Origin of the sequence: Photobacterium sp. 2_MG-2023, assembly GCF_030547675.1 — a bacterium.
Lineage (GTDB): Bacteria > Pseudomonadota > Gammaproteobacteria > Enterobacterales > Vibrionaceae > Photobacterium > Photobacterium arenosum.
The window spans coordinates 136,963-161,552 of the sequence record NZ_JAUOQQ010000008.1 but is presented as its reverse complement, the minus strand read 5'-3'; the positions used below and the strand labels follow the sequence as shown (position 1 = coordinate 161,552).

The following is a 24,590-nucleotide window of genomic DNA, read 5'->3' as shown; positions in this document are numbered from 1 at the left end:
GAAATGACGATATCCTACCGCATTGAAAAAGACAGCATGGGCGAAGTGAACGTCCCGAAAGATGCACTTTATCAGGCGCAAACCCAGCGAGCCGTGAACAACTTTCCCGTCAGCGGGCTGACAATGCCTGTCCAGTTCATTAAAGCCCTGGCATTTGTGAAACAAGCGGCCGCAAGAAGCAATCTCGACCTTGAGCTGCTGGATTCAGACATCGCCCATGCCATTATCGACAGCTGTCAGGAAATCATTGATGGTCACCACCTTGACCAGTTCCCGATCGATGTGTTCCAGACCGGCTCAGGAACCAGCTCCAATATGAATGCCAACGAAGTCATCGCCACGCTCGCGTCAAAGCGTGCGGGTCAAGTTGTCAGCCCGAATGATCACGTCAACATGGGACAGAGCAGTAACGATGTGATCCCAACTACGATTCAGGTCAGCGCTGCGCTGGCATGCCACGAGCAATTGCTGCCAGCGATGGCGCATATCTGTCATACCCTAGATGAGAAAGCCTCTGCTGTCGGCCATATCGTCAAAACCGGCCGGACACACCTGATGGATGCCATGCCGGTCACGCTGGCGCAAGAGTTGCTTGGCTGGAAGACGCAGCTCGAAAAAGCACGCCTGGGCATACTGCATAGTCTGGACAATGTTTCAGCATTGGCTCAGGGGGGAACGGCAGTCGGCACCGGGATAAACGCCGATCCGGCATTTGCGGCCGTGTTTGCCAATAACCTCTCAGTGTCGGCAGAAATTCCGTTTACCAGCAGCGATAACTTTTTCTACAATCTCAGCAGCCAGGACGCTATCGTGAGCCTGTCGGGTCAGTTGAAAACCGCCGCTGTAGCTATGATGAAAATTGCCAATGATCTGCGCTGGATGAATTCAGGCCCTCTGGCTGGCCTGGGAGAGATCGAACTCGAAGCGCTGCAGCCAGGTTCATCCATCATGCCGGGTAAAGTGAACCCTGTGATACCTGAAGCCGCGGCTATGGTTTCCGCCCAGGTGATTGGCAACGACAGCACTATCACAGTGGCCGGTCAGTCCGGGAATTTTCAGCTCAATGTGATGTTACCTGTTATTGCCTATAACCTGCTGCAAAGCATTGAACTTTTGTCGAATACTTTCAACCTGCTGGCCGATAAAGCCATTGCCAGTTTCAATGTACGGGAAGATAAACTGCAGGAAGCTCTGGCGAAAAACCCGATTCTGGTAACGGCGCTCAACCCGGTTATTGGCTATTTGAAAGCGGCTGAGATTGCCAAGAAAGCCTACAAAGAGAACAGAGATATTCTGGATGTCGCGGAAGAGGAAACCGATTTGTCGCGGCAGGAACTTGAACGTTTACTTGATCCGCAAAAACTCACCACAGGCGGTGTTGCTCATTAACACAAGCATTAAGCATTAATGCCTTATCGTCACAAAACGGCGTTCAGCATCATAATTGTCGAGGGTTAGCCTTAGCTGACCCTTGACAATAAGATCTCTGAAAGCAGCTGTGGCCGCCCCAGATAAAAGCCCTGGATATAATCAGCATTAAGCATTCTGGCCACTTTCAAACCTGCTGCGTTTTCTACCCCTTCAATCAGCAGCTTTGCGCCAAGCTCCCGGCCAAGTCCTACCACTTTGCGTAAAGGTGACTCTTGACCAGAGAGAAAATCCGCCAGCAGTGAACGATCCACTTTAATGATGTCGGGCCGTAAAAAGCGAGCACGGCATTCAGATGATGCTTTAACGCCATAATCATCCAGAGCGACCTTCATACCTTGTGCCCGCATTTGCTGCAATATATCTAACAGCTCTATATTGCTGGTGCAATCGTGTTCCAGTAACTCAAAAAACACCTGTTCGGATTTCAATCCTAACGCTTTCAGTCGCTGATGAAGCAGTGCTGCCGGCACATTTTTGCTGTGTATCAGCAAGGCATCTGGCACCATATTGATAAACAAGGTGTAAGACGCGAAAAACTGAGCAAAGTTTTTCACATGAATCACTCTGGCCAACCTGTCCATATTGACCTGATCGATTTCATCGTAGTATTCAGGGGCGAAAAAAGGTTCAGTGTTTAACTCGTCGCCGCATTCATTAAACACCCTTACCAGCGCTTCAAACCCAAAAAGGTCACCATTCACCTGGTGAATGGGCTGGAAAGCCGTCTTCAAATGATAAGTATCATACACAGCACTGTAACTGCCATCAGCCTCTGTAGTTAAGTACCTGTTAATCTCATCCAATGTGGCAATAATTTCACTCACACGTCATCTCTTCATATGAAAACGGGAAGGCATACACTTAGCGGATCGCATGTTACGGCCTGCGCCGCTAGATAAAAAATGCCGAATATATAGATATTAACGACCAGAAACTGTCTTAACATTGAGACAGAATAATTTTATGCGATATTCCTCAGGAAAATGTCACAAAAAAGTTAAATCTATGTATTCCACGCATGTTTCTGACTTCAAAACGACACCTGCCTGAAACATTAGTGTCATTATTTACACCTAACCTGTGCCACTAGATCCAATGAAAAGGAAAAACACGTTGCTATCCAACACACAACCCATAACTAAATTGCCCAACCTTGCCATCTTCGACTTAGATGAAACGCTTATTGCCGCTGATTCAGCTTCACTGTGGGTCAGGTTTATTGTCAATAAAGGACTGGCATCGCCGCTTCTTATTGAGCAAGAACAAAACCTGATGAAAGATTACGCGAAAGGCAGCATGGATATGCAGTCATACATGATTGCGACATTAGCGCCCATTGCAGGTATGAGCACCGATGAGCTGACACCGTTAATCGAAGAATTCGTTCAGACATGCATTCGCCCTGCACTGTTTCCGGCCGCAATTGAACGAATTGACTGGCATAAACGCCGCGGTGATACCGTCATTATTATTTCTGCAACCGGCGAACATCTGGTCAATCCGATTGCTGAACTGCTGCTGGTCGATGACGTACTGGCTATCAACCTTGAAACCCAAAACAACACCCTGACAGGGAATACAGTCGGCACCTTAAGCTACAGAGAAGGCAAAGTGGTTCGGTTGGAAGCCTGGCTGGAAGCGCACGCCAGCTCGTTTAATGCGCTGTATTGTTATACCGACTCGATTAACGATCTGCCTCTGCTCCAGGCTGTTGATCATCCTTTTGCTGTGAATCCTGATCCGGCTCTTGCATTGCATGCACAAATGCAGGAATGGACCATAATGAACTGGCATCACGAAAACGACATTCAACGATAACCCTTCTGTAAGCCTGTTTTTGCTATTCAGCCCTTAAATACAGAGGGCTGAAATATCTTCTTACTCTTTTTCGAGCTTGTTCAATTTCTTTGACCAGGTTGTTCAAGTTAATACACTGATTTTTGAAATATTTACCACTAGAATAGGTAGGTAGTTTTTAATCAGGGTACCCAAGTACATGAAAAAAGCAGTCAATCATTATGATTGGGTTTCAGTAACCCTCCACTGGGCAAGTGCTGTTGTCATCATTGGGCTATTTGCTGTTGGCCTGTGGATGGTGGATCTCAATTACTATTCATCCTGGTACACAGTTGCGCCCCACTGGCATAAGTCAGTAGGTTTAACACTGGCAGCTGTGACCTTGTTCCGACTGCTATGGAAAACAGTGAAGCAACAACCCGCTATTGAAGGAGCTACTTGGGAAAAAGCACTCGCCAAGCTGGCACACCTGGTCATTTATGTTCTGTTGTTCGGTTTATTCGTCAGTGGTTATCTCATTTCAACGTCGGACGGACGTGGCATAGATGTATTTGACTGGTTAACCGTTCCTTCAATGGGTGAACTCTTTCCGGATCAATCCGACGTGGCAGGCGAAATTCATGAGTACCTCGCCTACGCCTTAATCGGATTAGCTACCCTGCATGCGGTGGCTGCATTGAAACACCACTTTGTTAATAAAGATAATACCTTAAAGAAAATGTTGGGAGTTAAGGAAAAATGAAGAAGCATCTTACCGCGTTGAGCCTGGCTGCGGCCCTAGTTTTACCTGGCATTGCAAATGCTGCCGATTATGCCATTGATAACAAAGGCGCTCACGCCTCAGTTAACCTGAAAATCAGCCACCTCGGCTACAGCTGGATTAAAGGACGTTTCAATACCTTTGATGGTACTTTCAGCTATGACCCTGAAAACATTGCCGCGTCAAAAGTGGCTGTGAACATTGATACCACCAGCTTTGATTCCAATCACGCGGATCGTGATAAGCACGTTCGCAGCGAAGATTTCCTGGAAGTGAGCAAGTATCCAAAAGCCACCTTTACCAGCACCAAAGTCACTGACAAAGGTAACGGTAAACTGGCCATCGATGGCAACCTGACACTACACGGCCAGACAAAACCTATCACGATTGATGCTGAGTTAGTCGGTGAAGGCAAAGACCCATGGGGTGGTTACCGCGCTGGTTTCATGGGCACAACCCGTGTTGAGCTGGCTGACTTTGGTATCCAGGTGATGGGCACTTCCAGCTACGCAGACATGGAGCTGCATGTGGAAGGGGTTCGTCTGTAATCCAGACTTCACTGTTACTTCAAAAATCCGGCTTTTTATGCCGGATTTTTGATTTTTTATTTCAGCATTCAGTGTTCTTCAGAACATGGCTATCCCTAACGCACGCTTCACATCATGCAGCACATCCTGACTGACTAAATTGGCTTTCTCCGTCCCTTTTTTCAGTACATCAGTCAGCATGGTTTTATCTGACAGTAACCGCTCTCTCTCCTGCCTGATGGGTGCCAGCAGCGTTTGTAAGCACTCTTCCAGTATCTGTTTCGTTTTACCATCACCCAGTCCGCCCTGACGGTACTCTTGCTTCAGTGCTCTTACGTAAGCGGTATCCGGATGAAATGCATCCAGGTAGGTAAACACCACATTGCCTTCGACTTGCCCGGGATCCTCAACCCTTAAGTGGTTTGGATCGGTATACATTGCTTTCACAGCCGCACGTATCTCTTTTGCACTTGCACCAAGCGTGATGGCCGTCCCCTGTGACTTGGACATCTTCGCTTTACCGTCCAGCCCTGGCAATCTGGGTACATTGCTGATCAAAGGGCTGCACTCCTCAAGAATGCGTTGCCCAGTAACATGATTAAAACGCCGAACAATCTCATTCGTCTGTTCAATCATAGGCAATTGATCGTCACCCACAGGAACAAGACCAGCCCGAAATGCTGTAATATCAGCAGCCTGACTGATTGGATAGGTAAGAAAACCAGCCGGGATTGCCCTGCCAAATCCTCTGGCATGGATTTCATTTTTTACCGTCGGATTACGCTCTAAGCGCGCAATAGACACAAGGTTGGCATAATACATGGCGAGCTCAGGCAGAGCCGGTAGCGAAGACTGAAGGCAGATGGTGGTCTTATCCGGCTCAATACCCACGGCAAGATAATCAGCCACTACATTCAAAATGTTTTCTGCCACCTTTCCCGGATTATGACCGTTATCGGTTAACGCCTGTAAGTCAGCGACCAGTATGGTCTGTTGATGGGTATGCTGAAGCGCGACCCGTTGCTGAAGTGAACCGGCAAAGTGCCCTAAATGCAAGGGGCCGGTCGGTCTGTCACCAGTCAGTACTTGTTCTTTCATCTGTATTCCTCAGTGTAGTAAACGCCAGTGGCTACTAAGGAAACATTCATTCGAAAGAAATGTAGTGCGTTCATCAGCAGCCAAATGACGGCAAATGAACGTGAAAATTCAGTGCCGTTCTAAGAAGAACGCCACCAAAAAATTGAAAGGACTTTCAGGGAATCACTAGTTATCATTCATAAATTCTATCTGCACATGCAATAAAATGCAACAACCTAATCTATATCTATAAACCTAGGCTGTTTCTTAACCTGTTTGAAATAAAAACATCTTAAAAAAGGCCTTTCTGTTAACACATAACTAGTATCAGCTTTGTGAGCAAACCATTTCTGTGGTAGCCATATCGATTATTAAAGTTATTAGAATGTCCCCCCTACTCAAACTCAATTTAAAGTAACATACTGCAAATAAACATCCTCAATTAAGTGGGTGAATGCAGATATCTTTACTCACAAGGTTGTTTCGTGATTAGAGAAATAATATCATCTAATACATTATCATTGTTAATAAAAAAGTGACCGCCAGGGAAACTGTGAATTTCTGGCACTTGTGAAAAAACATCTCCCCACTCGGCTAACTCATTATCAGAAATTTCATCATCCATTCCAGAAAGAACTATTGATGACACAGATAGTTTATACTTTTTCTCAGAACAATAATCCTCAACTATACTGTAATCAGATTTAATATAGGGAGTGCACAACTCCATCAACTCTTTGTTGTTAAGGATTTGTTCAGGAAAGCCACCTTTTATTTTCAACTCATTGATAAAATCATTATCGCGAAGATGGCTGATGAGTTTTGCCCTGTTGTTTTTCCATGGTGACTTTGCGGCAGAGAATACAGCTTTCACAGGCATGTATATCTTATGGACATCCAATTTTTTAATTACTTCATAAGCAAGTAGTGCGCCCATACTATGGCCGAATAGAATAAAAGGTTTATCAGTAATACTCTTAATGTCCTGCCAAATATCATCCATATAATCTTGTATGCTCATACACGCAGGTTCAGCCATACGTTGTGCTCTTCCTGGCGGTTGGTACGCCAGTAGCTGAATATGAGCAGGCAGTCTGGCTGCCCATGGGTAAAATACAGACGCACTTCCGCCCGCAAACGGAAAACAAATTAAATTTACTTTGGCGGTGGCGTTAGGTTTATAACAAACAAATCTTCCATTAACACTCATATTATTCTTTATCTTCACCGTTCATAGCTGACTTCATGAGGTTATCATACTCAGTGAAGTCAGGTTAATAAAATACTGTTATTTTGTGATCATAACACCTATGTCGTTTGAGTTTCATACATTGATATAATCTGTTTCAGCAGACCCTCAAACATCGTCATAATGCATTCGGATTGCAATGATGATACATGACAAGAATTGTAATCAACCTCAGCATTAATTTGCTTGGAAACTGGGTCAACATTAAGGCTGAGCTTGATTGCATGATGAAACCTATCCGCCGAATATAAACAACGTACATCCATTTCATTATCGTTCTTCCTGCTAGCGATATTTGAAAAATGCATGAAGTTAAACGCAGCATATGTTAACGACTTTTCTCCAACAAGCCCTGCAATACCATCAACTGGGTACAATGCACACATTTCAGCTTGGATCTGCTTTTTTGCCAATTTTTCTATTGCTTGTTCAACAGGCAAGCCTACATTGAGAGTAAGTGGCAAAAATCGCCAGTAAAGACCAACGCCATCGAGCGGGTTGCTTAAACGCTCGGAACGCCCATTTGACACCACATCAACGGTTACCAAAGAGGTATTCAATACGTTCCCCAGCGCTTTATGATAAGCATAGAGAAAGAGTGTTTTTACCGGTACACCAAGATGATTAGCCACTCTTGATACTTTCTGCCAGCGAAGGGTATCAATAGAACGAGTCACTGTCTGATAACCCGTCGATTGAGTATTGGTTGGTAAATGAGGCATAGGTGAATAGTCACACAATAATTCTGACCATTGCGACTTAAAAGTGTTATTTGAAGCAGCTTCCAACTCCAAGGCTACGGCTTCTTTAAACACATTGACCACTGACGTATTTTTCGGTTGAATTATGCCTTTTCCATTATTCTCTATTTCTGAGAATAATGCGTTTAACAGTTCAACAAGGCCCCAGCCGTCTTCAATTGCATGGTGCGTGGTCATCATGAAGTCTACTCGAGAGTCATCGTAGCGAAGAATTTTCACTCTCGTATTTGCACTACCTAGCTCAAACTTTTGGACCTGCTCCTGTTTACAAATGGCCAGTGAAAATGCATTTCTTTCCGAATGAGGGATATGATCAGCATCGTTCACCGATATTTCCACAACATCAGCTGGCATTACCAACTGTCTGTACTCACTGTTGTCACTGCGAATAAAGATAGTCCGAAGCGTAGGATGCTTCTCTAGCATTTCTTTCATAGCATGTGTGACGGCGGAGACGTTAACATGTAAGCCACTGAGGCTAAATAGAACCTGCGGCTGATAGATGCCGATATCAGAGGAAGCTTTATGGTGATGGATCATTAACGCCTGCATACTGCTTACAGGGTAAATATCTTCAGCACCAACCTGGTGAGCCAGGTACCTATCATCAGCAGACAACTTAGCACTTAGCAAGGCCATCGGAGCTGGTTTTAACGTGCTAGAGAGATCATTGCTATTAACACGGACTACCTTTGCTATCTGAGCAACAGTCTGATGTTCAAATAACTCCTTGATTGAAAAGTGAAGACCTTGTCTGCTGGATTGCATCACCAGCTTGACTACGCTCATTGAGTCACCACCAATCGCAAAGAAATTATCATTGATTCCAACACGTTCAAGACCCAGTAAGCTTTGCCAGATACTGCAAAGCTTTGCTTCAACTTCGTCGCCAGGCTCTACGTAAGCTGCACTTGCAACCTGTATTTCTGTAGCACTAAGCAACCGTTGGCGGTCGACTTTACCATTTACTGTCAACGGTATCTCAGGAATAACTGCGTAGTGAGCCGGAATCATGTAATCGGGTAACAGGGTCAGAAGAAAAGATCTTATACTCGATGCTATTTCTTGGGTTTCCTTCGATGTATTCACAATAAATGCGATAAGTTGAGGCTCACCTATACCATGAGATTTCAGCAATACAACGCAATCTTTTACCAGTTTACTGCGTAAAATAACCTGCTCAATTTCGCCTAACTCAATACGATAACCTCTTAACTTGGTCTGATGATCCATTCTCCCCAAGTATTCAAGTTCTCCATCATGAATTCGCCGCACCAAATCACCGCTTCGATAAACTCGCCCTTTCCCCTCAGAGAAAGGATCAGGTATAAATCGCTGCACGGTTAATTCTGGTAAATGTAAATACCCTGTAGTCACCCCATCGCCACCGACATACAATTCTCCAACTGCACCTTGTGGAAGTAGCCTACCCTGATCGTCACAGACATAGGTATATAGATCAGATAATGACTTGCCAATAATACTCGCTGAACGTTCCATGTCGCTATGTCGGATAACACGATGCGTAACATGCACAGTCGTTTCTGTAATACCATACATGTTCACCAGTTGCGGTGTTTCATCACCGTATGTCTCTATCCAGGGCTGTAGTTTTTTCAGCTTAAGGGCCTCACCCCCAAAGATCACGTACCTCAGACAGAAGTTTCGAATACCGGCTTTGACCGCTTCTGTAGAAAATAGATTAAAGGCAGATGGTGTCTGGCTGAGTACAGTAACCTGTTTTGTGCTCACCAGTTGCACCATTGCCTCAGCCGATTTCACGATTTCATCAGGCACAATCACCAAGCGTCCTCCTTTCAGTAGGGCCCCCCATATCTCCCATACCGAAAAATCGAAAGCATAAGAATGAAAAAGCGTCCAAGTATCACGGTAAGAAAATTCAAAATATTCTGCGCAAGCCCGAAACAATCTAAGAACATTATGGTGGCTGACTGCTACTCCTTTAGGCTCCCCTGTTGAACCTGATGTATAAATCACATAGGCCGTATCATCCCCAGTCACTTCAGTTTCTTTTAAGTCGAACACTTGAGAACAAAATGAACTCTCCTCCAGTACTTTATCCACGTCAATCACTGACAGCACAACACCCAGAAGAGCATCAGAGTACTCATCATGAGTCAGCAAATATGAAAGCTTTGCATTATTTATAATATACTTTATACGATTTAAAGGATTAACTGGGTCAATAGGAACATAGCTTGCCCCGATTTTAAGGACAGCCAACAGAGTAATGACTTGTTCCATAGAGCGATGTAACAGTAAACCAACGAAATTGCCTCGCTGCACACCACAATGACTCAAATAAACAGCCATCTGATTGACTTTATTGTTCAGCTCCCGGTATGTCAGTTTCTTATCGCCAAATTCAAGCGAAACACGCTCAGGATACCGGCTAACTTGCGCTTCAAACGCCGCTGGCAACGAAGAATACGGTATTTTTTCAGACTGAAAGATATCGCGGGTTATCAAATCCTGATGATCTCTCGCTGATAGCCAAGTCAGCGCTGTCATTGGTTGCTCTGACTTGGTTATCCATTGATCTAGTACGTGGATATAAAGCTTACTCCAACTCTCGATAGTTTCCTTGTCAAATAGCCGGGATGCAAAGTTCATTGTCCCTTGTAAGCTGCCTGGCGATGCTTGCCAATGCATACTCAAGTCAAACTTCGCTGAGTTAAAGCCCGATATCTCTCTCTGCTCCCCCTCAGGTATATTCGCTGTGTTTCTCTCTTGCTGCTGTTCCAAAGTAAACATTACCTGGAATATAGGATGTCTTGAAGGATCACGAGGAATTTGTAAAACATCCAGAAGCTTTTCAAATGGCAGGTTCTGCTGAGACTTAGCCTGTACGACATTATTATGAACCTGATGAATAAACTCAGAACCCTTGCATGTCTGGTCTACCGATACCCTGATTGGCAGACTGTTAACGAAAAGGCCAACCAGAGACTGAACCTCTGCCATATCCCGCAACTCAGCAGGAATACCAACCACAATGTCTTCCTGTCGACTCAGCACAGACAATGTCAGCATGAATCCACTTAATAATAAAGAATGCAGAGTAACGCCTTCTTGCTGAGCCAGTAAAATAAGATTTTCAGCCTGTTCCTCAGATAAGTTGATACTGACATTATTACCAGTGTAATCGATTTGAGAAGGACGTTGGTGATCGGTTGGCAATTCCAGTTGGGTGAGATTTTTTAGGGCATCAAACCAGAACGCTTGAGTTACTGCATACCGTTCCTTTTTCTCTTGCTGACGCTGCCAGTAAGCATAGTCACCATAGTTTATGGTTAGTTCTGGAACATGCCATATTTGATGCGCTTTCATCGCCTGATAACACGACACAAAGTCATTGATAAAAATATCAATAGACCAACCGTCAATGGCGATGTGGTGCCAAAGAAAAAAGACATAGCAACCGTCGGGACTATCGATCAATGATACTCGAATCGGAATTTCCTTTGAGAGTACAAAAGGAATCGCAGACTGCTTCTCAGTATACTCTCTGATTTCCTGTTGGCTTTCACAACGATGGCAAACAAGCTCAGGGGCGGCCTCTACTATTTGCTGATACGTGTTTCCATTCTCATCAATGTTAAACACTGAGTGCAACACTGTATGACGCTTAACTACAATATTGAGCACCTGCTGAAGACAGTTTACACCCACATCTTCATCCAGCATCAATAAATATGGCACGTTATAAGCGCTTCCCGCGGCACCATAAGCATCTAGAAACAGCATTCGTTCCTGTGCGTATGAGAGGGGGTATTTTGACATACCCAACGGCATGATTACCGCAGATAACTTGGCAAGTGGCTGCAAATGAGGAATAATTTCCGCAATGGTAGGATAAGAGAACATTAATCCTATAGTGGCCTCCAATTGCAAGTCTTCTTTTATCTTGGCCAGCACACGTATGGCATGTAGTGAATGCCCGCCAATATAGAAAAAATTATCCGTTAAGCCGATCGACTTAATCCCAAGAACCGATTGCCAAATCTGAGCAAGGCTAATTTCAAGATCAGTGTGAGGTAAGTGATGTGATTGGCTTTCCGTCACTTCTGGTATAGGTAATGCCTGCTTGTCCAGCTTACCGTTTATCGTTAATGGCAGTAATTTCATCACTACATAGTATTGCGGCAGCATATACACAGGCAATTTCTCTGCCACCCACGCAGCCAACGAGCCAGACTCCAAAATACAACCCGGCTTTGGCACCACGTATGCCACTATGGCCGGCTCATTCGCCACAGTCTGTAATATGACAGTCGTATCAGCAACCTGTGGCAACTCTGCCAATACTGCCCTGATCTCAGCCAATTCGATACGATGCCCACGAATTTTTACCTGTCCGTCAGTACGCCCCAGATACTCAAGGTTCCCATCTGGCAGCCACCGAACCCAGTCACCGGTTTTATATATTCGTGTCCAGCCATTTTCCTTCTCAGCCAATGTTGCGTAAGGATCGGGTAAAAAACGCTCGCAGGTCAACTCAGGTCGATTTACGTAACCTTGCGCGACACCTGCTCCGCCAATATAGAGTTCCCCGACCGTACCGACTGGAACAGGCAGCAATTGTTTATCAAGTACATAACAGATTTCATTGTCCGTGGGTTTCCCGATTGGTATCACTGACCACTCCGGATTTATTGCGGTGACATGCAAAGCAGTGCTGGCTACGGTTGTTTCCGTCGGACCATACGAATTAATCAGAACAACACCCTGCTTAAGCAGGCCTGCTGCATGCTCAGGCAAGATTTTATCCACCCCTGTCAGTACGCGTTTCAAATGCAGTTGACCAGTATTTTCTTCTAACCACCTCGACAGTGCCCCGATATAAAACGGTGGAACATAGGCAGATTCAATAGAATGATCCTGTAAGTATTCGAAATAGCGTTGCTGATCTGAACGAGTATCATCGTTCAGAATATGCAATGTACTGCCATTAAGCAGGGATGAGAATATTTCAACCACCGAGATATCAAACACATAGTTTGTCCAGCAACAACACCTTGCGTAACTGGTATTGAAATGTTCACTGTTAAGTAAGTTCAATACGCTTGATGAGGTAACTTTAACCCCTTTCGGTTTTCCCGTTGTACCTGATGTATATATGACATATGCCAAATCACTCTCTGTTACTTGTCTATGGTGTGGATATTTTTCACTTTGCGCTGATTGTTCCAGAGTCAGTAACGAATAGCTGCCGGGATCTTGCAGACATTTTACTAATTTCGTTTTCAAAGCCGGCTGTGTCAGCAGAACAGGTGACTGAATATCTGATACAATAAATCCAACTCTGTCATCCGGGTAAGACGGTGAGATTGGCACATAGACACCGCCTGCTTTTAACACTGCCAGCATCGCAATAACCATTTCAATGCCACGGTCATAAAAAAGCCCAACCATGGTTCCCGCCTCAAAGGGTTGACCACATTGTTGTTGATACTGCTCAGATATCAAGCATGCGAGTTGATTTGCTTTTTCATCTAACGTCTTATACGTTATTACTTTATTACCGAACACCAATGCGATATGTTCTGGAGAACGAGCCACCTGACGTTCAAATAAATCACTCAAGCTATCAGAAACTACTTTGGAACGCGTTCCATACTGCCAATCTCTTAGTCTTTTTTGGTCTTCAATAGTTAATCTTGATAAATGATGAAATGGATGTTGAGCTGACACTTTACTCATCTCATTGACCATCATTCCTAAATATTGATGTAATTGCTGAAAAACAACCTTGCTGACTGACTGCTTATGTGCTTGCAATGAAAGAATAAAACGGTCCTGATGCCGAACAACATTCAGCGTCAGGGGAATATCATTTTTATCATACCCCTGCCCCTTCTGAAGAATCCGTTTATCTTGGCTGACTTCATCGTAAACATGGAAATGGGTGTAGTTAAACGAGATGTTTAAAGTGACATTTGTTTTTAATGAAGATTCCTTTATTTTGGTGTAAGGAATTCGTTTGTGTCTCAAAACTCTGTCTTTCTCATATGAATAACTTTTTAACCAGTCAGCGATGGTACCCATGTTCGATGAAATTTGGGGTCTGAAGGGCAAAACATTCAGGAAAACGCCTAACATTTTATCGCCACCAGGTATTTCCAGCCTGTTATTAGCAATCAATCCAATAACAGTATCATCACAGTTTTGTATTTTAGAAATTGTATGGTGATAAATAGCCAAAAAGAGAGTATCAACTGAAATATTCAATGTTGAAGACAATGTTAGTATCGCGCTACTTTCGGCATCAGAAAGCTCATAGACCGCTTTGTCCAGTTCAGAGTGTTGTGGACAATCCTGCGACACAATAGGGAAATCCGGCATCTCATAGCCAGCTAAATACTGTTTCCAGAAAGACACTGACTCTTCATCCGACATGGCAGCCAATTCCGACTCAGCATACATTCCCATTGGCGGATTTGACACTAGCTCAGTGACGCAATGACTGCTATAAATATTCAGTAGTTCGGTCACTAAACTTGCCAAACTCCAGCCATCTAAAATGACGTGATGGATAGCCAGGTTTAATTCAAAGCCGCCTGTTGTTATGTCGCTAATAATACAGCGGAGCAGTTGAGGCTGAGTCGTATCAAATGGCTTATCATGTTGCGTATCAAGTAATGTGCTCCAGTCTTGAGATTCAACAATGTCTATCACGAGGTCAACATGCTGATGAACCACACCGATATACCCATGTTCATCATCTTCAATAAACGCAGTTCGTAACGTTTCATGACGATGTATCAGGTCAAAAAGTGTTTTTCTGAACCGTTTGTAATCAAATGGGATATTGATGGAATAACGGAAAACATCATGGTAAACACCTCGGCTTAATGACGATTCCAATAACATACCTTGCTGAAGCTGTGTTGCTGGATAAGCATCAGTCAAATTATCTGAAATATTATTAATCAAATTTTTCTTTTTATCATCTGAAAGAAGACTAAACGCTTGATAGTCGCTTTTCACATCTGATTGATTAACACCACTTGTAATGCCTGAAATCGTGGGGTTTGCGTAGAAAACATTTAATGGCAACTGTAGCCCTATTAATGAAAGACGACCCAACAGTCGTATTGCAAGAATAGAATCACCACCAACCTGAAAGAAATTATCTTGAATACCGACTCGATTTACTCCAAGCACTGACTGCCATATTTCACAAAGCTGCTTTTCCAGATTGTCTCGGGGTGGATGAAATTGATCCGGTGCACTAAAACACGGCTCGGGTAATGCTACCCTATCGAGCTTACCATTTACCGTCAATGGAATCGCATTTAACACATTTATACTCGCTGGCTGCATGTATTCTGGTAGACTCTGATTTAGCGCATCTGCGATTTTCTGAGCGATAAACACGCAACCGTCTTCCATCACAACGTAAGCAGCCAAAACTTGTTTTCCAGCTCGCTGAAGTGCAATAACGACTGATAATTTTATACCATCAATGGCTAATAATGCCTGCTCAACTTCACCCAACTCAATACGGTGGCCCCGAATTTTAACTTGGTGGTCATTACGCCCCACATAAGCCAACTCACCATTGGGTAGCCAGCGGGCCAAATCCCCAGTCTTATACAACCTACCGTATTGAGAAGTATCAATAAAACGCTCACGCGTTAAGCTATCACGATTCAAGTATCCCCTTGCCAGGCCTCCTCCACCAATGAAAAGTTCGCCTACCGCATTGATGGGCAAAGGTCTTCCTCTTTCATCAAGAACATGGGCTGTCATATCAGAAAGTGGTTTTCCAATTAATGACTGAGCAGTTAAATCTTGTCGGGAAAGTGATTTATAAGTCACATGAACTGTGGTTTCCGTAATACCATACATGTTGATGAGTTTGGGCACTTCATCACCAAATCTATTCCACCAGGGTTTCAGCTGATGAATATTTAATTTATCCCCACCAAAAATAACATAGCGTAACGATGGAAAAACAATCGACTCTGACAGCACAACATCCGAGAAAGCATAGAATGCTTCCGGTGTTTGATTCAATACAGTAATTTCTTCCTGTGCGCAAAGCTGAGCCAGGCGCGAAAAGTCTCGAATACACGCTTTCTCAGGAATGACCAGTCGCCCCCCAAATAACAGGGCGCCAAAGATTTCCCACACACTAAAATCAAAAGAAAAAGAGTGATACAGCAACCAGGTATCACTCTCATTAAACTTAAAGCCTTCCTCACTGGCAGAAAATAGTCGTAAGACATTACAGTGCGTCTGCATAACACCTTTAGGTTTCCCAGTAGTGCCAGATGTATATATAACATAAGCCAGATCTTGTTGATCGTTTATAATATTAAGTTTACTGGGAGAAGAAGTTGCTAATAAAGCGGGCAAACAAACGGTCTGAATTACTGGTTGCTGGTGCGTCTTACCAAGCACAAAGTCCATTTTTCCAATGTACTCCTCCTGCGTGAGAAGCATAACAGGCTTGGCATCGTCTACAATAAACTGAACTCTGTCGTCCGGTGACTCTGGAGTTAATGGTAAATAAGCCCCCCCTGCCTTTAAAATAGCTAAGAGACTAAGCACCATTTCAAACGAACGGTCCATATACACCGCAATTAACGTATCCGGTGAAAGATGTTTTCCTGCCAATTGCTGATAACGAGTCCTAATTTGCTGTGCTAACTGATCTGACGCCTGATCGAGCTGAGCATAAGTAAGCTTGGCTTCAGCTATTTGAAGAGCAATACGATGAGGAAAACATTCTGCTTGGTGCTCAAAAGCCTGGCAAAGAGTGGAATGTGACAGCGTCACTGATGATTGCCGATTCCAAAAGTCAATTGAGTGCTGATCAGCAGCCGATAGTAAATTGTATTCAGCGAGCGAGCGATATTGGCTTTGTAGCATGTTCTTAAGAACTTGTTGATACAGAGCCACCAGACGGGTCACCGTTTCCTTGTTAAACAAAGCTTTTGCAAAAACTATGCTGCCTGTAAGCTGATTATCCGTATTTTGCACGGAAACATGCAGATCAAATTTTGCGGGATGATAGGCTTTCGTAGGATCATCTTCACTGGGCACAAAATCAAAAGGAAGATCATCTACAAAAGTACCGTCGAATGAATGAAAGGCAAACATTACCTGAAACAACGGGTGCTGCGACAAATCCCGTTCCACAGCCAATTCATCGACTATACATTCAAATGGCACTTCCTGATGTTTTCTTGCATTAAGGACAAGTTGATGAACGTGATGAATCAGCTCAGCGGTCGTCCAGGCTTTATCAAGCTCTAATCTCAGGGGTAACGCATTTACAAAGTACCCGATCAATGCCTGAGTGTCAGTTGTAGGACGGTTTTCTGCAGGTGTTCCCACCACCACATCACGCTGGCCAGATAAACACTCCAAGGAAACGTACAATGCAGACAACAAAATGGTATACAAAGTGGTTTCCTGTTCCCTGGCAAGCTGCTTTAACTGCTCTGTCAGCATTTCGCTCAGGCTAAAGTCAACATAATCACCTTCTGACTTGAATTGCACTGGACGCGTATAATCCAAGGGTAAACACAGAGTTTCAGCATCGGCTAATACTGATTTCCAGTACGCTAAACTTTCAGCATTTTTATCTGCGATACTTCCTGATCGTTGCTGACGGGCAAAGTCAGCATAACCTGAAGTCAATTCTGGTAAAGCAGCCTCTCTGCCCTCAGACAGCGCCGTATAGAAAGCTTTCAGTTCATGAAGAAAAATATTCTGAGACCAGCCATCAAAAGCAATGTGGTGCCAGATAAAAAGTAAATATTCATCACTTTCACAATGAAAGTGATGACAGCGAAATGGCGGCTCCTCATTCAGAGCAAAAGGACGCAAAACGGCTTGCTGTACTCTTTCTTTCAGCAGATCTGCGCTTTCAACAGACTGCGAAGACATAGAGATAGGTTCCTGCAGTAACCGCATTGTTGAATGCTCACCCACCTGGTAAACAGCATTGAGTAATTTGTGCCTTTCCACCACATGATCCAAAGCTGCTTTAATTCTGCTAACACTCGCCCCACGCTTCACGCTAACAAACAATGGCATATGATATGCTGCAGCACCCGCATCTAAATGCTCAATAAACAGTAACTGCTCCTGCCCATACGAAACGGGAGTAGGCTGTAAATCTGACCATTGCTCAAAGTCTGCCTGAGAGAAAATACCTTGCTCTGCAAGATAAGCTGTAATTTGAGGCTTTAATGACCGCAGTTGTGTCACCAGTGTCTGATCCGGCTGTTGACCTCGCATTGCCAGTTTAATTTCATCACGATCAAGCCAGATAGCCATGTTGTGATTAATGATCTGCTGAATAAGTAAATACATAGCTTATAGTCCAATAATCTCTGTTGACGTGGAATGAGTGTCTGCTTCATGGCGTTGTTCTATACCCCGCGGTTGGCAGTGGCTAATACGCTCAGCGAGTAAAGCAACAGATTTACACTCAAAGAACTCAGCAATCGTCAGGGTGGAATTAAAAGACTGATTACATAAAGCAACAAGACGTGCAGCCTGGAGAGAATCTCCACCAATACGGAAGTAGTTATCGAAGATACCAACTTTAGGTCTGTTTAAGACTTGCTGCCAAAGTTCGCATAACTGGGTTTCGATAGGTGTTCGTGGTGAAACATGGGTAATTTCGTCATCGAACCTGGGTTCCGGTAAACACTTTATATCCAGCTTGCCATTACTATTAACCGGTAATGACGCAACACAACTATAGCTAGCCGGTAACATATATTCTGGCAGCTTGGTGCTAAGCATTGCTTCAATGCTGTCTCGTTCAAATTGGCAATGCCTTTTCATTACAACATAGGCCAGCAACATAGGTCGTGATTGATAACTTCCTAAAATAACCGCCGCCTGTTCTATTTGATCAATACCAATCAAAGCACTTTGAATTTCGCCCAACTCAATCCGTAAACCTCGGATTTTAATTTGATCATCATTTCGACCAAGAAACTCAAGATGACCAGATGGTAACCAGCGAGCCAGATCACCCGTTTTATAAATACGTTCTTCCGGCATATCACCAGGAAGAAAAGGATTCCGGATAAAACGCTCGTTAGTCAGCGTCGTTTGATTAAAGTAGCCTCTCGCCAAACCAAAACCACCAATATACAGTTCACCTTGCGAGCCTACTGGAACAGGATTACCCAACACATCCAGCACATAACAACGCTCACCGGAGAGCGGCTTACCTATGACTGCCTGATGCAAAGGGTCAGCCTCACTTAACGTGCTCCAAATACAGGTTTCAGTCGGACCGTAAACTTGGAATACCTGGCCAAAAAGCCTTTTCAGCGAACTGAATAACTGACCTGAACTACTCTCTCCTCCACAAAGCACTTGTATATGGCTGGTTGGATAATCAATCGATACTTCAGAAAGAAAACGCTGCCATAACGACGGCGTATTCTGAATAAAGTTAATTTCCTGATGTCTGCTCCTCAATTCATCATGTGCATGCTCAATATCAGACAATACCAAATGGCCGCCAGAGACCAGAGCGAGCCCCAGCTCAAGACCAAAGATATCAAAGGTGTAATTTGTCAGACTCAGTACGTGCTTAACTTCCCATCCCAATTTTTCACGCACAGCTGCAAGTAAATGCCACCATGCCTGATGTTCAAGCATGACACCTTTGGGTTCACCCGTTGTTCCCGATGTATACATGATATAAGCCAGATCCTGTGCTTTCACTGCATAATTGAGATTATGATCAGGCAAGGCTTCAAGACTATTATCACCCGAAACCACAAGCGTCACTGGAGGAGATACCAGACCCGTAAGAAGGTCAGAAAACTGATGAGCTAAATGTGGTTCTGTCAGAACAATGGAGCAAGTACAATCCTGCACCATATGTCGGATTCTAGCAGGGGGCATAGTCGTAGAAAGCGGAACAAATGCACCTCCTGCTTTCAACGTGGCCAGTATAGCCACCACCATGTCTGTACCGCGCTCAATATAAAGTCCTACAGGTGTATCTGCCTGCATGGGTGCTTTATGCTGTGCTTCATAACAATTACGTATTTTTCTTGCCAGACGATTTGCCAGGCTATTGAGCTGGCTGTATGTAATTGTTTTGCCCTGGTAAGTAACAGCATCTGCATCAGGCGTATCGCTTACCTGAGCTTCAAACTGCTGATGCAGCGGTATGTGTGAACAAGCAGTTGCGGGTGTGCTACTCCAGGTCGAAAGTAACATCTGACGTTCTTCTGTCGTGAGGGTGTTAATATCTCCGGTACGTCGACTGGGGTTGTCACACATCTCTTGGAGCACCCGTTGGTAAATACGGGCAATGCGGCAAACAGTCTCTTGCTCAAACAAATACGATGCGTAGTTCAATGTACCTTGTACAGATTGTCCATTGTCGATTAGCTGTAAATTCACATCGTATTTAGCCGGAGAATACAACGCTTGCAGCATTTCTGGTTTAACGGACCGTAATACACCGTTTTCTTGCTGATCTTCCGATGCATGCTGCAAGCTGAACATAACTTGAAAGACAGGATGTCGCGCTGCTTCCCTTGGCACATTAAGTACCTCCACAATGCGCTCAAATGGCAAAGCTTGATGTTTTTTAGCTAACAGCAGTGCTTTCTGAACTGACGCTACCATTGAAACAATACTTTGCTTTGCTGATATAGACACACGAATCGGCAACACATTGATAAAACAGCCAATCATGTCCTGTGTTTGAGGGTGATCACGATTGTCAGAGGGAACACCAATCACAACATCACTCTGGCCAGTAAGTTTTGCCAGTGATAATTGAAAAGCAGACAATAAGAACGTATGCAGTGTTACACCCAACTGTTGGGCTCTTTCTCGGACACTTTCCACCAGAGTTGATGACAATGTAAACGGTATATTCTGACCGCAATAATTCGCTTTCTGTGGCCTTTTATAATCATGTGGCAGATTTAATGTTTCTGCCCCTTCCAGATACGTTCGCCAGAAACGTTCCAACTGTTGCCCCGTCTCACCAACAAGTGACCCTCGTTGCCATCTGGCATAATCAGAATAGTCTACTATTGCGGGCTGCAGTTGGCTGTTATCAGTATCGTGTTGATGATACACATTCTCAACATCCTGCTTCAGCACGTCGTACGACCAGCCGTCGAAGCAAATATGATGAAAAACGACTAACAGATAATACTGTCCGCAAACATTAATACTATGCAGCCGAGCCGGTGGCTCTGACTCCAGCCGGAAAGGCTGTTGGATTGCATGCTCCACGCAAGCACGCAGCCCCGCTTGATCAACCTGCTCTTCAGTCACAGGCAATTCGCCAGATGCAAGAAAGGATTTCGCGCCCAGATCCGTCATTTCAAATCCCTGCAATAAAACTGTATGTTTAAGGGCTACAGTCTGAAATGCGCGAATCAATTTTTTCCTATCGGTTTGCGGCGACAAATGGAAAAGATGAGGAATGTGGAAACTGGTGTTTCCCTGCTCTAGTTCATGAATGAAATACAACCTTTCTTGCGCATAAGACAGGACAGGTACTTGACTTTTACCGGCTGAAATAATCGGCTGGAAAGATTCACTTGAAAGCACTTTCACCAGCTTCGACACCGTTCTTTCCCTGAATAACGTATCCAGACTAAAGTGATAACCTAGCTCTCGTGACACTAGGGCCTGCAGTTTTATCGCAGTAATTGAATTGCCCCCCAGCGTGAAATAGTCATCGTCAACTCCGACACACTCTGCTCCAAGTGCATTTTGCCAGAGCCGGCACAGACTGGCTTCCAGCTCGGTACGCGGACCCCGTTTATTTTCAAACTTTATATCAAGGGTTGGCAAAGCGTTACGATCCACTTTCCCGCTCAGGCTCAATGGGATAGACGTCAGTGTAATATAGCGTGCGGGAAGCATGTAGTAAGGTAAGCGCTCAGAGAGAAAATGCTCCAACACAGACTCTTTAACATTATGAGTTTGAGCACTGACAACATAAGCAATCAGGTATTTATTACCGCTTTGTTCTGCCAAAACAACAACGGCCTGATCAATAGATTCATGAGAGGTCAATACAGATTCGATCTCATTTAATTCGATCCGAAATCCTCTCAGCTTAATCTGACGGTCAACACGACCAAGGTACTGGATAACTCCATTGTCTAAACGCTTGACAAGATCGCCAGTCCGATACCATAGCTCGCTTTTGGCAATATATGGGTGTTCTATAATAGGGGAAGTGAAAGCTTCTGCCGTGAGTGCTGGATCGTCATAGTATCCTCTGGCAATGCCTTTCCCTGCCAGATACAACTCGCCGGGTACGCCATCAGGTAACAGGTTACCAGCCGGGTCAAGAATATAACACTGTCCCCCCTTGATCGCCTGGCCAATAACATTCAGTGTCTCCGGGGTGACTTGTCCACCTGTGGCATAGATAGCAGCTTCTGTAGGGCCATAATAATTATATAGACTGTAGTTTTCAGCCCAGTACCGACAAGCGACAGGATCACAAGGTTCACCAGCAAAAATAATCCTGCGAAGTGATGAATAACGACGCTTTGGCATGAGGCCCAATATTGCAGGAGGTAAGAATGCGTAATGGATATCCTGCTCATCAAGATAACAGGACAGAGCTTCGATATCTTTCCTTTCTCTGTCTTGCAGAATATGCAACTCTCCTCCCCAGCCCAATGTGTTGAATATTTCTGATACAGATACATCAAAGGTATAATCACTGAAAAACGTTACCCGATTGTGCGAAGAATTAATATCGTATACATCATGAAGGGCCTGAATAGTATTTAGAGCCTGACGATGCTCAAGCATCACTCCCTTTGGTTTACCGGTAGTACCTGATGTATAAATGACGTAACTTAAGTTACTTGGGCTGACTATCGGCAAATACCCTTCAGTTTCATATTTATCATCAATAACGATTGGCTGACTGAGGTTAATACACTGGATATCCTGCTCAATATTTTTCCAGAATTCATTTTTAACAGAGAGACAACTTTCATCACTGAATAAAAGTAAGGGAGCTTGAGTATGCGTTAGTAATTGAGCAATTCGTTTTTCGGGGGCTTGCGGAGAAATGGGAACATAAGCTCCACCAGCTTTCAATACGGCCAGTATCGCAACAATCATGTCTTCATTTCGCTCAAGCAACAACGACACCAAGGTTTCTGGCGGCATAGATAGCCCATAACGTTTAAAATACGATACTCTGATGTGCCGCGCTAATTTGGTCGACTGTGTATCAAGCGCACAATAGCTTAACTGGCGATCACCACAAACAACGGCGATTTTCTCTGGTGCATGCTGTATTACCTCATCTACCAGACCATGTAATGTTCCTGAATAATATCCAGCGTCATCATCAAGAGCATTATTGATTTTTGTTATTTTGTTCTCTCGATCAGACTTGGTTAACAGGCTGATCGACTGATGTTCAACTGCCGGATTTTCTGAGATCTGCGCTAAAACCACAGCAACCTGAGCAAGAAGCCGTTCCGCTTTTTCAGATGAAATCCAACTGTGGTTGAAATACAGTGTCAATAATAATTTCTGTTCAATTTCTTGTGCGATCAGAGTTAATGGCACATCATTTTTTATTCTTGCATCACGAAACCGAAAACTGGTTTCAATTGAGTCTGCGCACAGTTCATGACTCAATGCTGGTACAGGGTAATTTTCAAAAACAAATAAACTATGAAAAAGTTTACCTTCACTTCCCTGCAATGATGCTAACGGCACCGCACTGTATGTATTGAGGCTGGCAATGTTTTTCTGAAGGCGTTGAAGCACATTTCCTGCTGTTTCTGCGCTCTCCCAATCGACAGACAAGGGTAAAGTGTTAATAAATAATCCAACACTATTTTCAATACCACTTACTGGAATATCCCGCCCCGATACCGTGGTTCCGACAATGGTTTGCTCGTCACGAGTATAGACTTGTAATACTTTATGCCAGCCAAATTGTACGGCGGCATTGAGTGTCACCCCTTGCTGACGACACATAGCTTTCAAGGATTGATAAGCTTCACCGCTAATGCGAAAAGTCACTAAGGCGGGCTGTTCAATCTGACAAGGAGCAGTTAAATCAATCGGTTTATCCAGCAACACGTTGATATCATTTGTATGTTTCCAGCGTTCTTTCTCCACCTTCCAGTAAGACTCAGCTTTGGGCAACATTTTACGCCAGTAAGCCTGCGTATCTATATAAGCGGTTTCAGCCTTAACTTCAGTGAAGTTAGCAAGACGTAATTGTTGATAAATACGATGAACTTCCTGTAATAAAACAGGGCCACTCCAGCCATCAGCAATCGCATGATGCTGAGTCCTCATTACAGTAAAATGTTGCTCGCTCTGTTTGATCACAGTAAAACGCAGCAAACCTGGTTGCGACAAGTCGAAGCGTTTACGTTGATCCTCACTTTGCAGCCCTTGAATGCTTTTCCCTCTCTCTGCCTCTGTAAAATGAGACAAGTCAAGCACGGTGAAATGACGGTCAGTGATACTCGCCGCCGATGTGATTATTTGCACCGGAGATTCTTGCCAATCAAAAGCTATGCGTAAAGCGGGATACGTCAAAGAAGCATAACGCCACGCCTGTTTATAACACTTAATATCCAGAGCGAGATGGTAATCAATCAGGATCTGCGTCTGGTAAGCATCATCATCTGGCTGCCGAAGCGAATGATAAATGAATCCTTGTTGCAATCCGGTTGCCGGAAATATCGCCTCAATTTTGTTTTTCTGCACATGCTGACTATCTTCTTCAGGGTCACTTTGAAACTCAACGCGTACCATCAAATCTTGATACGCTTTTTTATTCGTGATCCCTTGACTGTTCAGCCAGCTAACCAGATCACCCTTTTTATTGGTCAGCGTTTCAACCCACTGAGGCGAAATCTGCTCCTCAAAACTGAGCTCAAGATCTGCACCATCAGCCCATATTGCAATGCCCTGCGCTGTGAGTTCTTTCAATAGTTCAATCATGG

The 24,590-nt window shown here is 44.2% G+C and carries 9 protein-coding genes; 4 read left to right on the top strand and 5 right to left on the bottom strand.

Features of this window, described 5'->3' with window-relative positions; translation table 11 throughout:
* Positions 1–3: 3 nt before the first annotated feature.
* Entirely contained in the window at positions 4–1,389 is a 1,386-nt protein-coding gene (locus Q4491_RS08905; protein WP_192016911.1) for an aspartate ammonia-lyase, read from the top strand.
* A gap of 71 nt (positions 1,390–1,460) precedes the next feature.
* Here the strand turns inward: Q4491_RS08905 and Q4491_RS08900 are convergent, their stop codons facing one another.
* Complete coding sequence (locus tag Q4491_RS08900) at positions 1,461–2,255, bottom strand: EAL domain-containing protein (protein WP_192016910.1); 795 nt, start codon at positions 2,253–2,255, stop codon at positions 1,461–1,463.
* 289 nt (positions 2,256–2,544) lie between these two features.
* Here Q4491_RS08900 and Q4491_RS08895 point away from each other — a divergent pair, with 289 nt between their 5' ends.
* From Q4491_RS08895 to Q4491_RS08885, 3 genes are all read left to right on the top strand, one after another.
* A complete protein-coding gene (locus Q4491_RS08895; RefSeq protein WP_225445287.1) occupies positions 2,545–3,249 on the top strand; it encodes an HAD family phosphatase in 705 nt (234 codons plus the stop codon).
* A gap of 178 nt (positions 3,250–3,427) precedes the next feature.
* Positions 3,428–3,970: a cytochrome b gene (locus tag Q4491_RS08890; protein WP_192016908.1), complete on the top strand. Its 543-nt coding sequence runs from the start codon at positions 3,428–3,430 to the stop codon at positions 3,968–3,970.
* On the top strand, positions 3,967–4,536 hold the full coding sequence (locus Q4491_RS08885; RefSeq protein WP_192016907.1) for a YceI family protein: 570 nt from the start codon (positions 3,967–3,969) through the stop codon (positions 4,534–4,536). The genes Q4491_RS08890 and Q4491_RS08885 overlap by 4 nt, the downstream gene beginning before the upstream one ends.
* 78 nt (positions 4,537–4,614) lie before the next feature.
* On the opposite strand, the gene trpS is transcribed toward Q4491_RS08885, so the two are convergent.
* The 4 genes from trpS to Q4491_RS08865 all read right to left on the bottom strand — a co-directional run bounded on the left by trpS (position 4,615) and on the right by Q4491_RS08865 (position 24,588).
* Entirely contained in the window at positions 4,615–5,613 is a 999-nt protein-coding gene (gene trpS / locus Q4491_RS08880; RefSeq protein WP_303456630.1) for a tryptophan--tRNA ligase, read from the bottom strand.
* A 445-nt stretch (positions 5,614–6,058) separates the two neighbouring features.
* Positions 6,059–6,802, bottom strand: a complete 744-nt coding sequence (locus Q4491_RS08875; RefSeq protein ID WP_303456627.1) for a thioesterase II family protein — start codon at positions 6,800–6,802, stop codon at positions 6,059–6,061.
* Positions 6,803–6,900: 98 nt separating this feature from the next.
* The gene (locus tag Q4491_RS08870; protein WP_303456623.1) at positions 6,901–17,955 is read right to left on the bottom strand and encodes a non-ribosomal peptide synthetase; all 11,055 of its coding nucleotides are present in this window, start codon (positions 17,953–17,955) and stop codon (positions 6,901–6,903) included.
* Positions 17,956–17,958: 3 nt separating this feature from the next.
* The gene (locus Q4491_RS08865) at positions 17,959–24,588 is read right to left on the bottom strand and encodes a non-ribosomal peptide synthetase (protein ID WP_303456620.1); all 6,630 of its coding nucleotides are present in this window, start codon (positions 24,586–24,588) and stop codon (positions 17,959–17,961) included.
* Between the last annotated feature and the right edge of the window lie 2 nt (positions 24,589–24,590).

Excerpts from the sequence above, each read along its gene's own strand:
- Q4491_RS08905 (WP_192016911.1), top strand. The coding sequence starts at position 4 with ATGACGATATCCTACCGCATTGAAAAAGACAGCATGGGCGAAGTGAAC.
- Q4491_RS08890 (WP_192016908.1), top strand. The coding sequence starts at position 3,428 with ATGAAAAAAGCAGTCAATCATTATGATTGGGTTTCAGTAACCCTCCAC.
- Q4491_RS08885 (WP_192016907.1), top strand. The coding sequence starts at position 3,967 with ATGAAGAAGCATCTTACCGCGTTGAGCCTGGCTGCGGCCCTAGTTTTA.
- trpS (WP_303456630.1), bottom strand. The coding sequence starts at position 5,613 with ATGAAAGAACAAGTACTGACTGGTGACAGACCGACCGGCCCCTTGCAT.
- Q4491_RS08875 (WP_303456627.1), bottom strand. The coding sequence starts at position 6,802 with ATGAGTGTTAATGGAAGATTTGTTTGTTATAAACCTAACGCCACCGCC.
- Q4491_RS08870 (WP_303456623.1), bottom strand. The coding sequence starts at position 17,955 with ATGTATTTACTTATTCAGCAGATCATTAATCACAACATGGCTATCTGG.
- Q4491_RS08865 (WP_303456620.1), bottom strand. The coding sequence starts at position 24,588 with ATGATTGAACTATTGAAAGAACTCACAGCGCAGGGCATTGCAATATGG.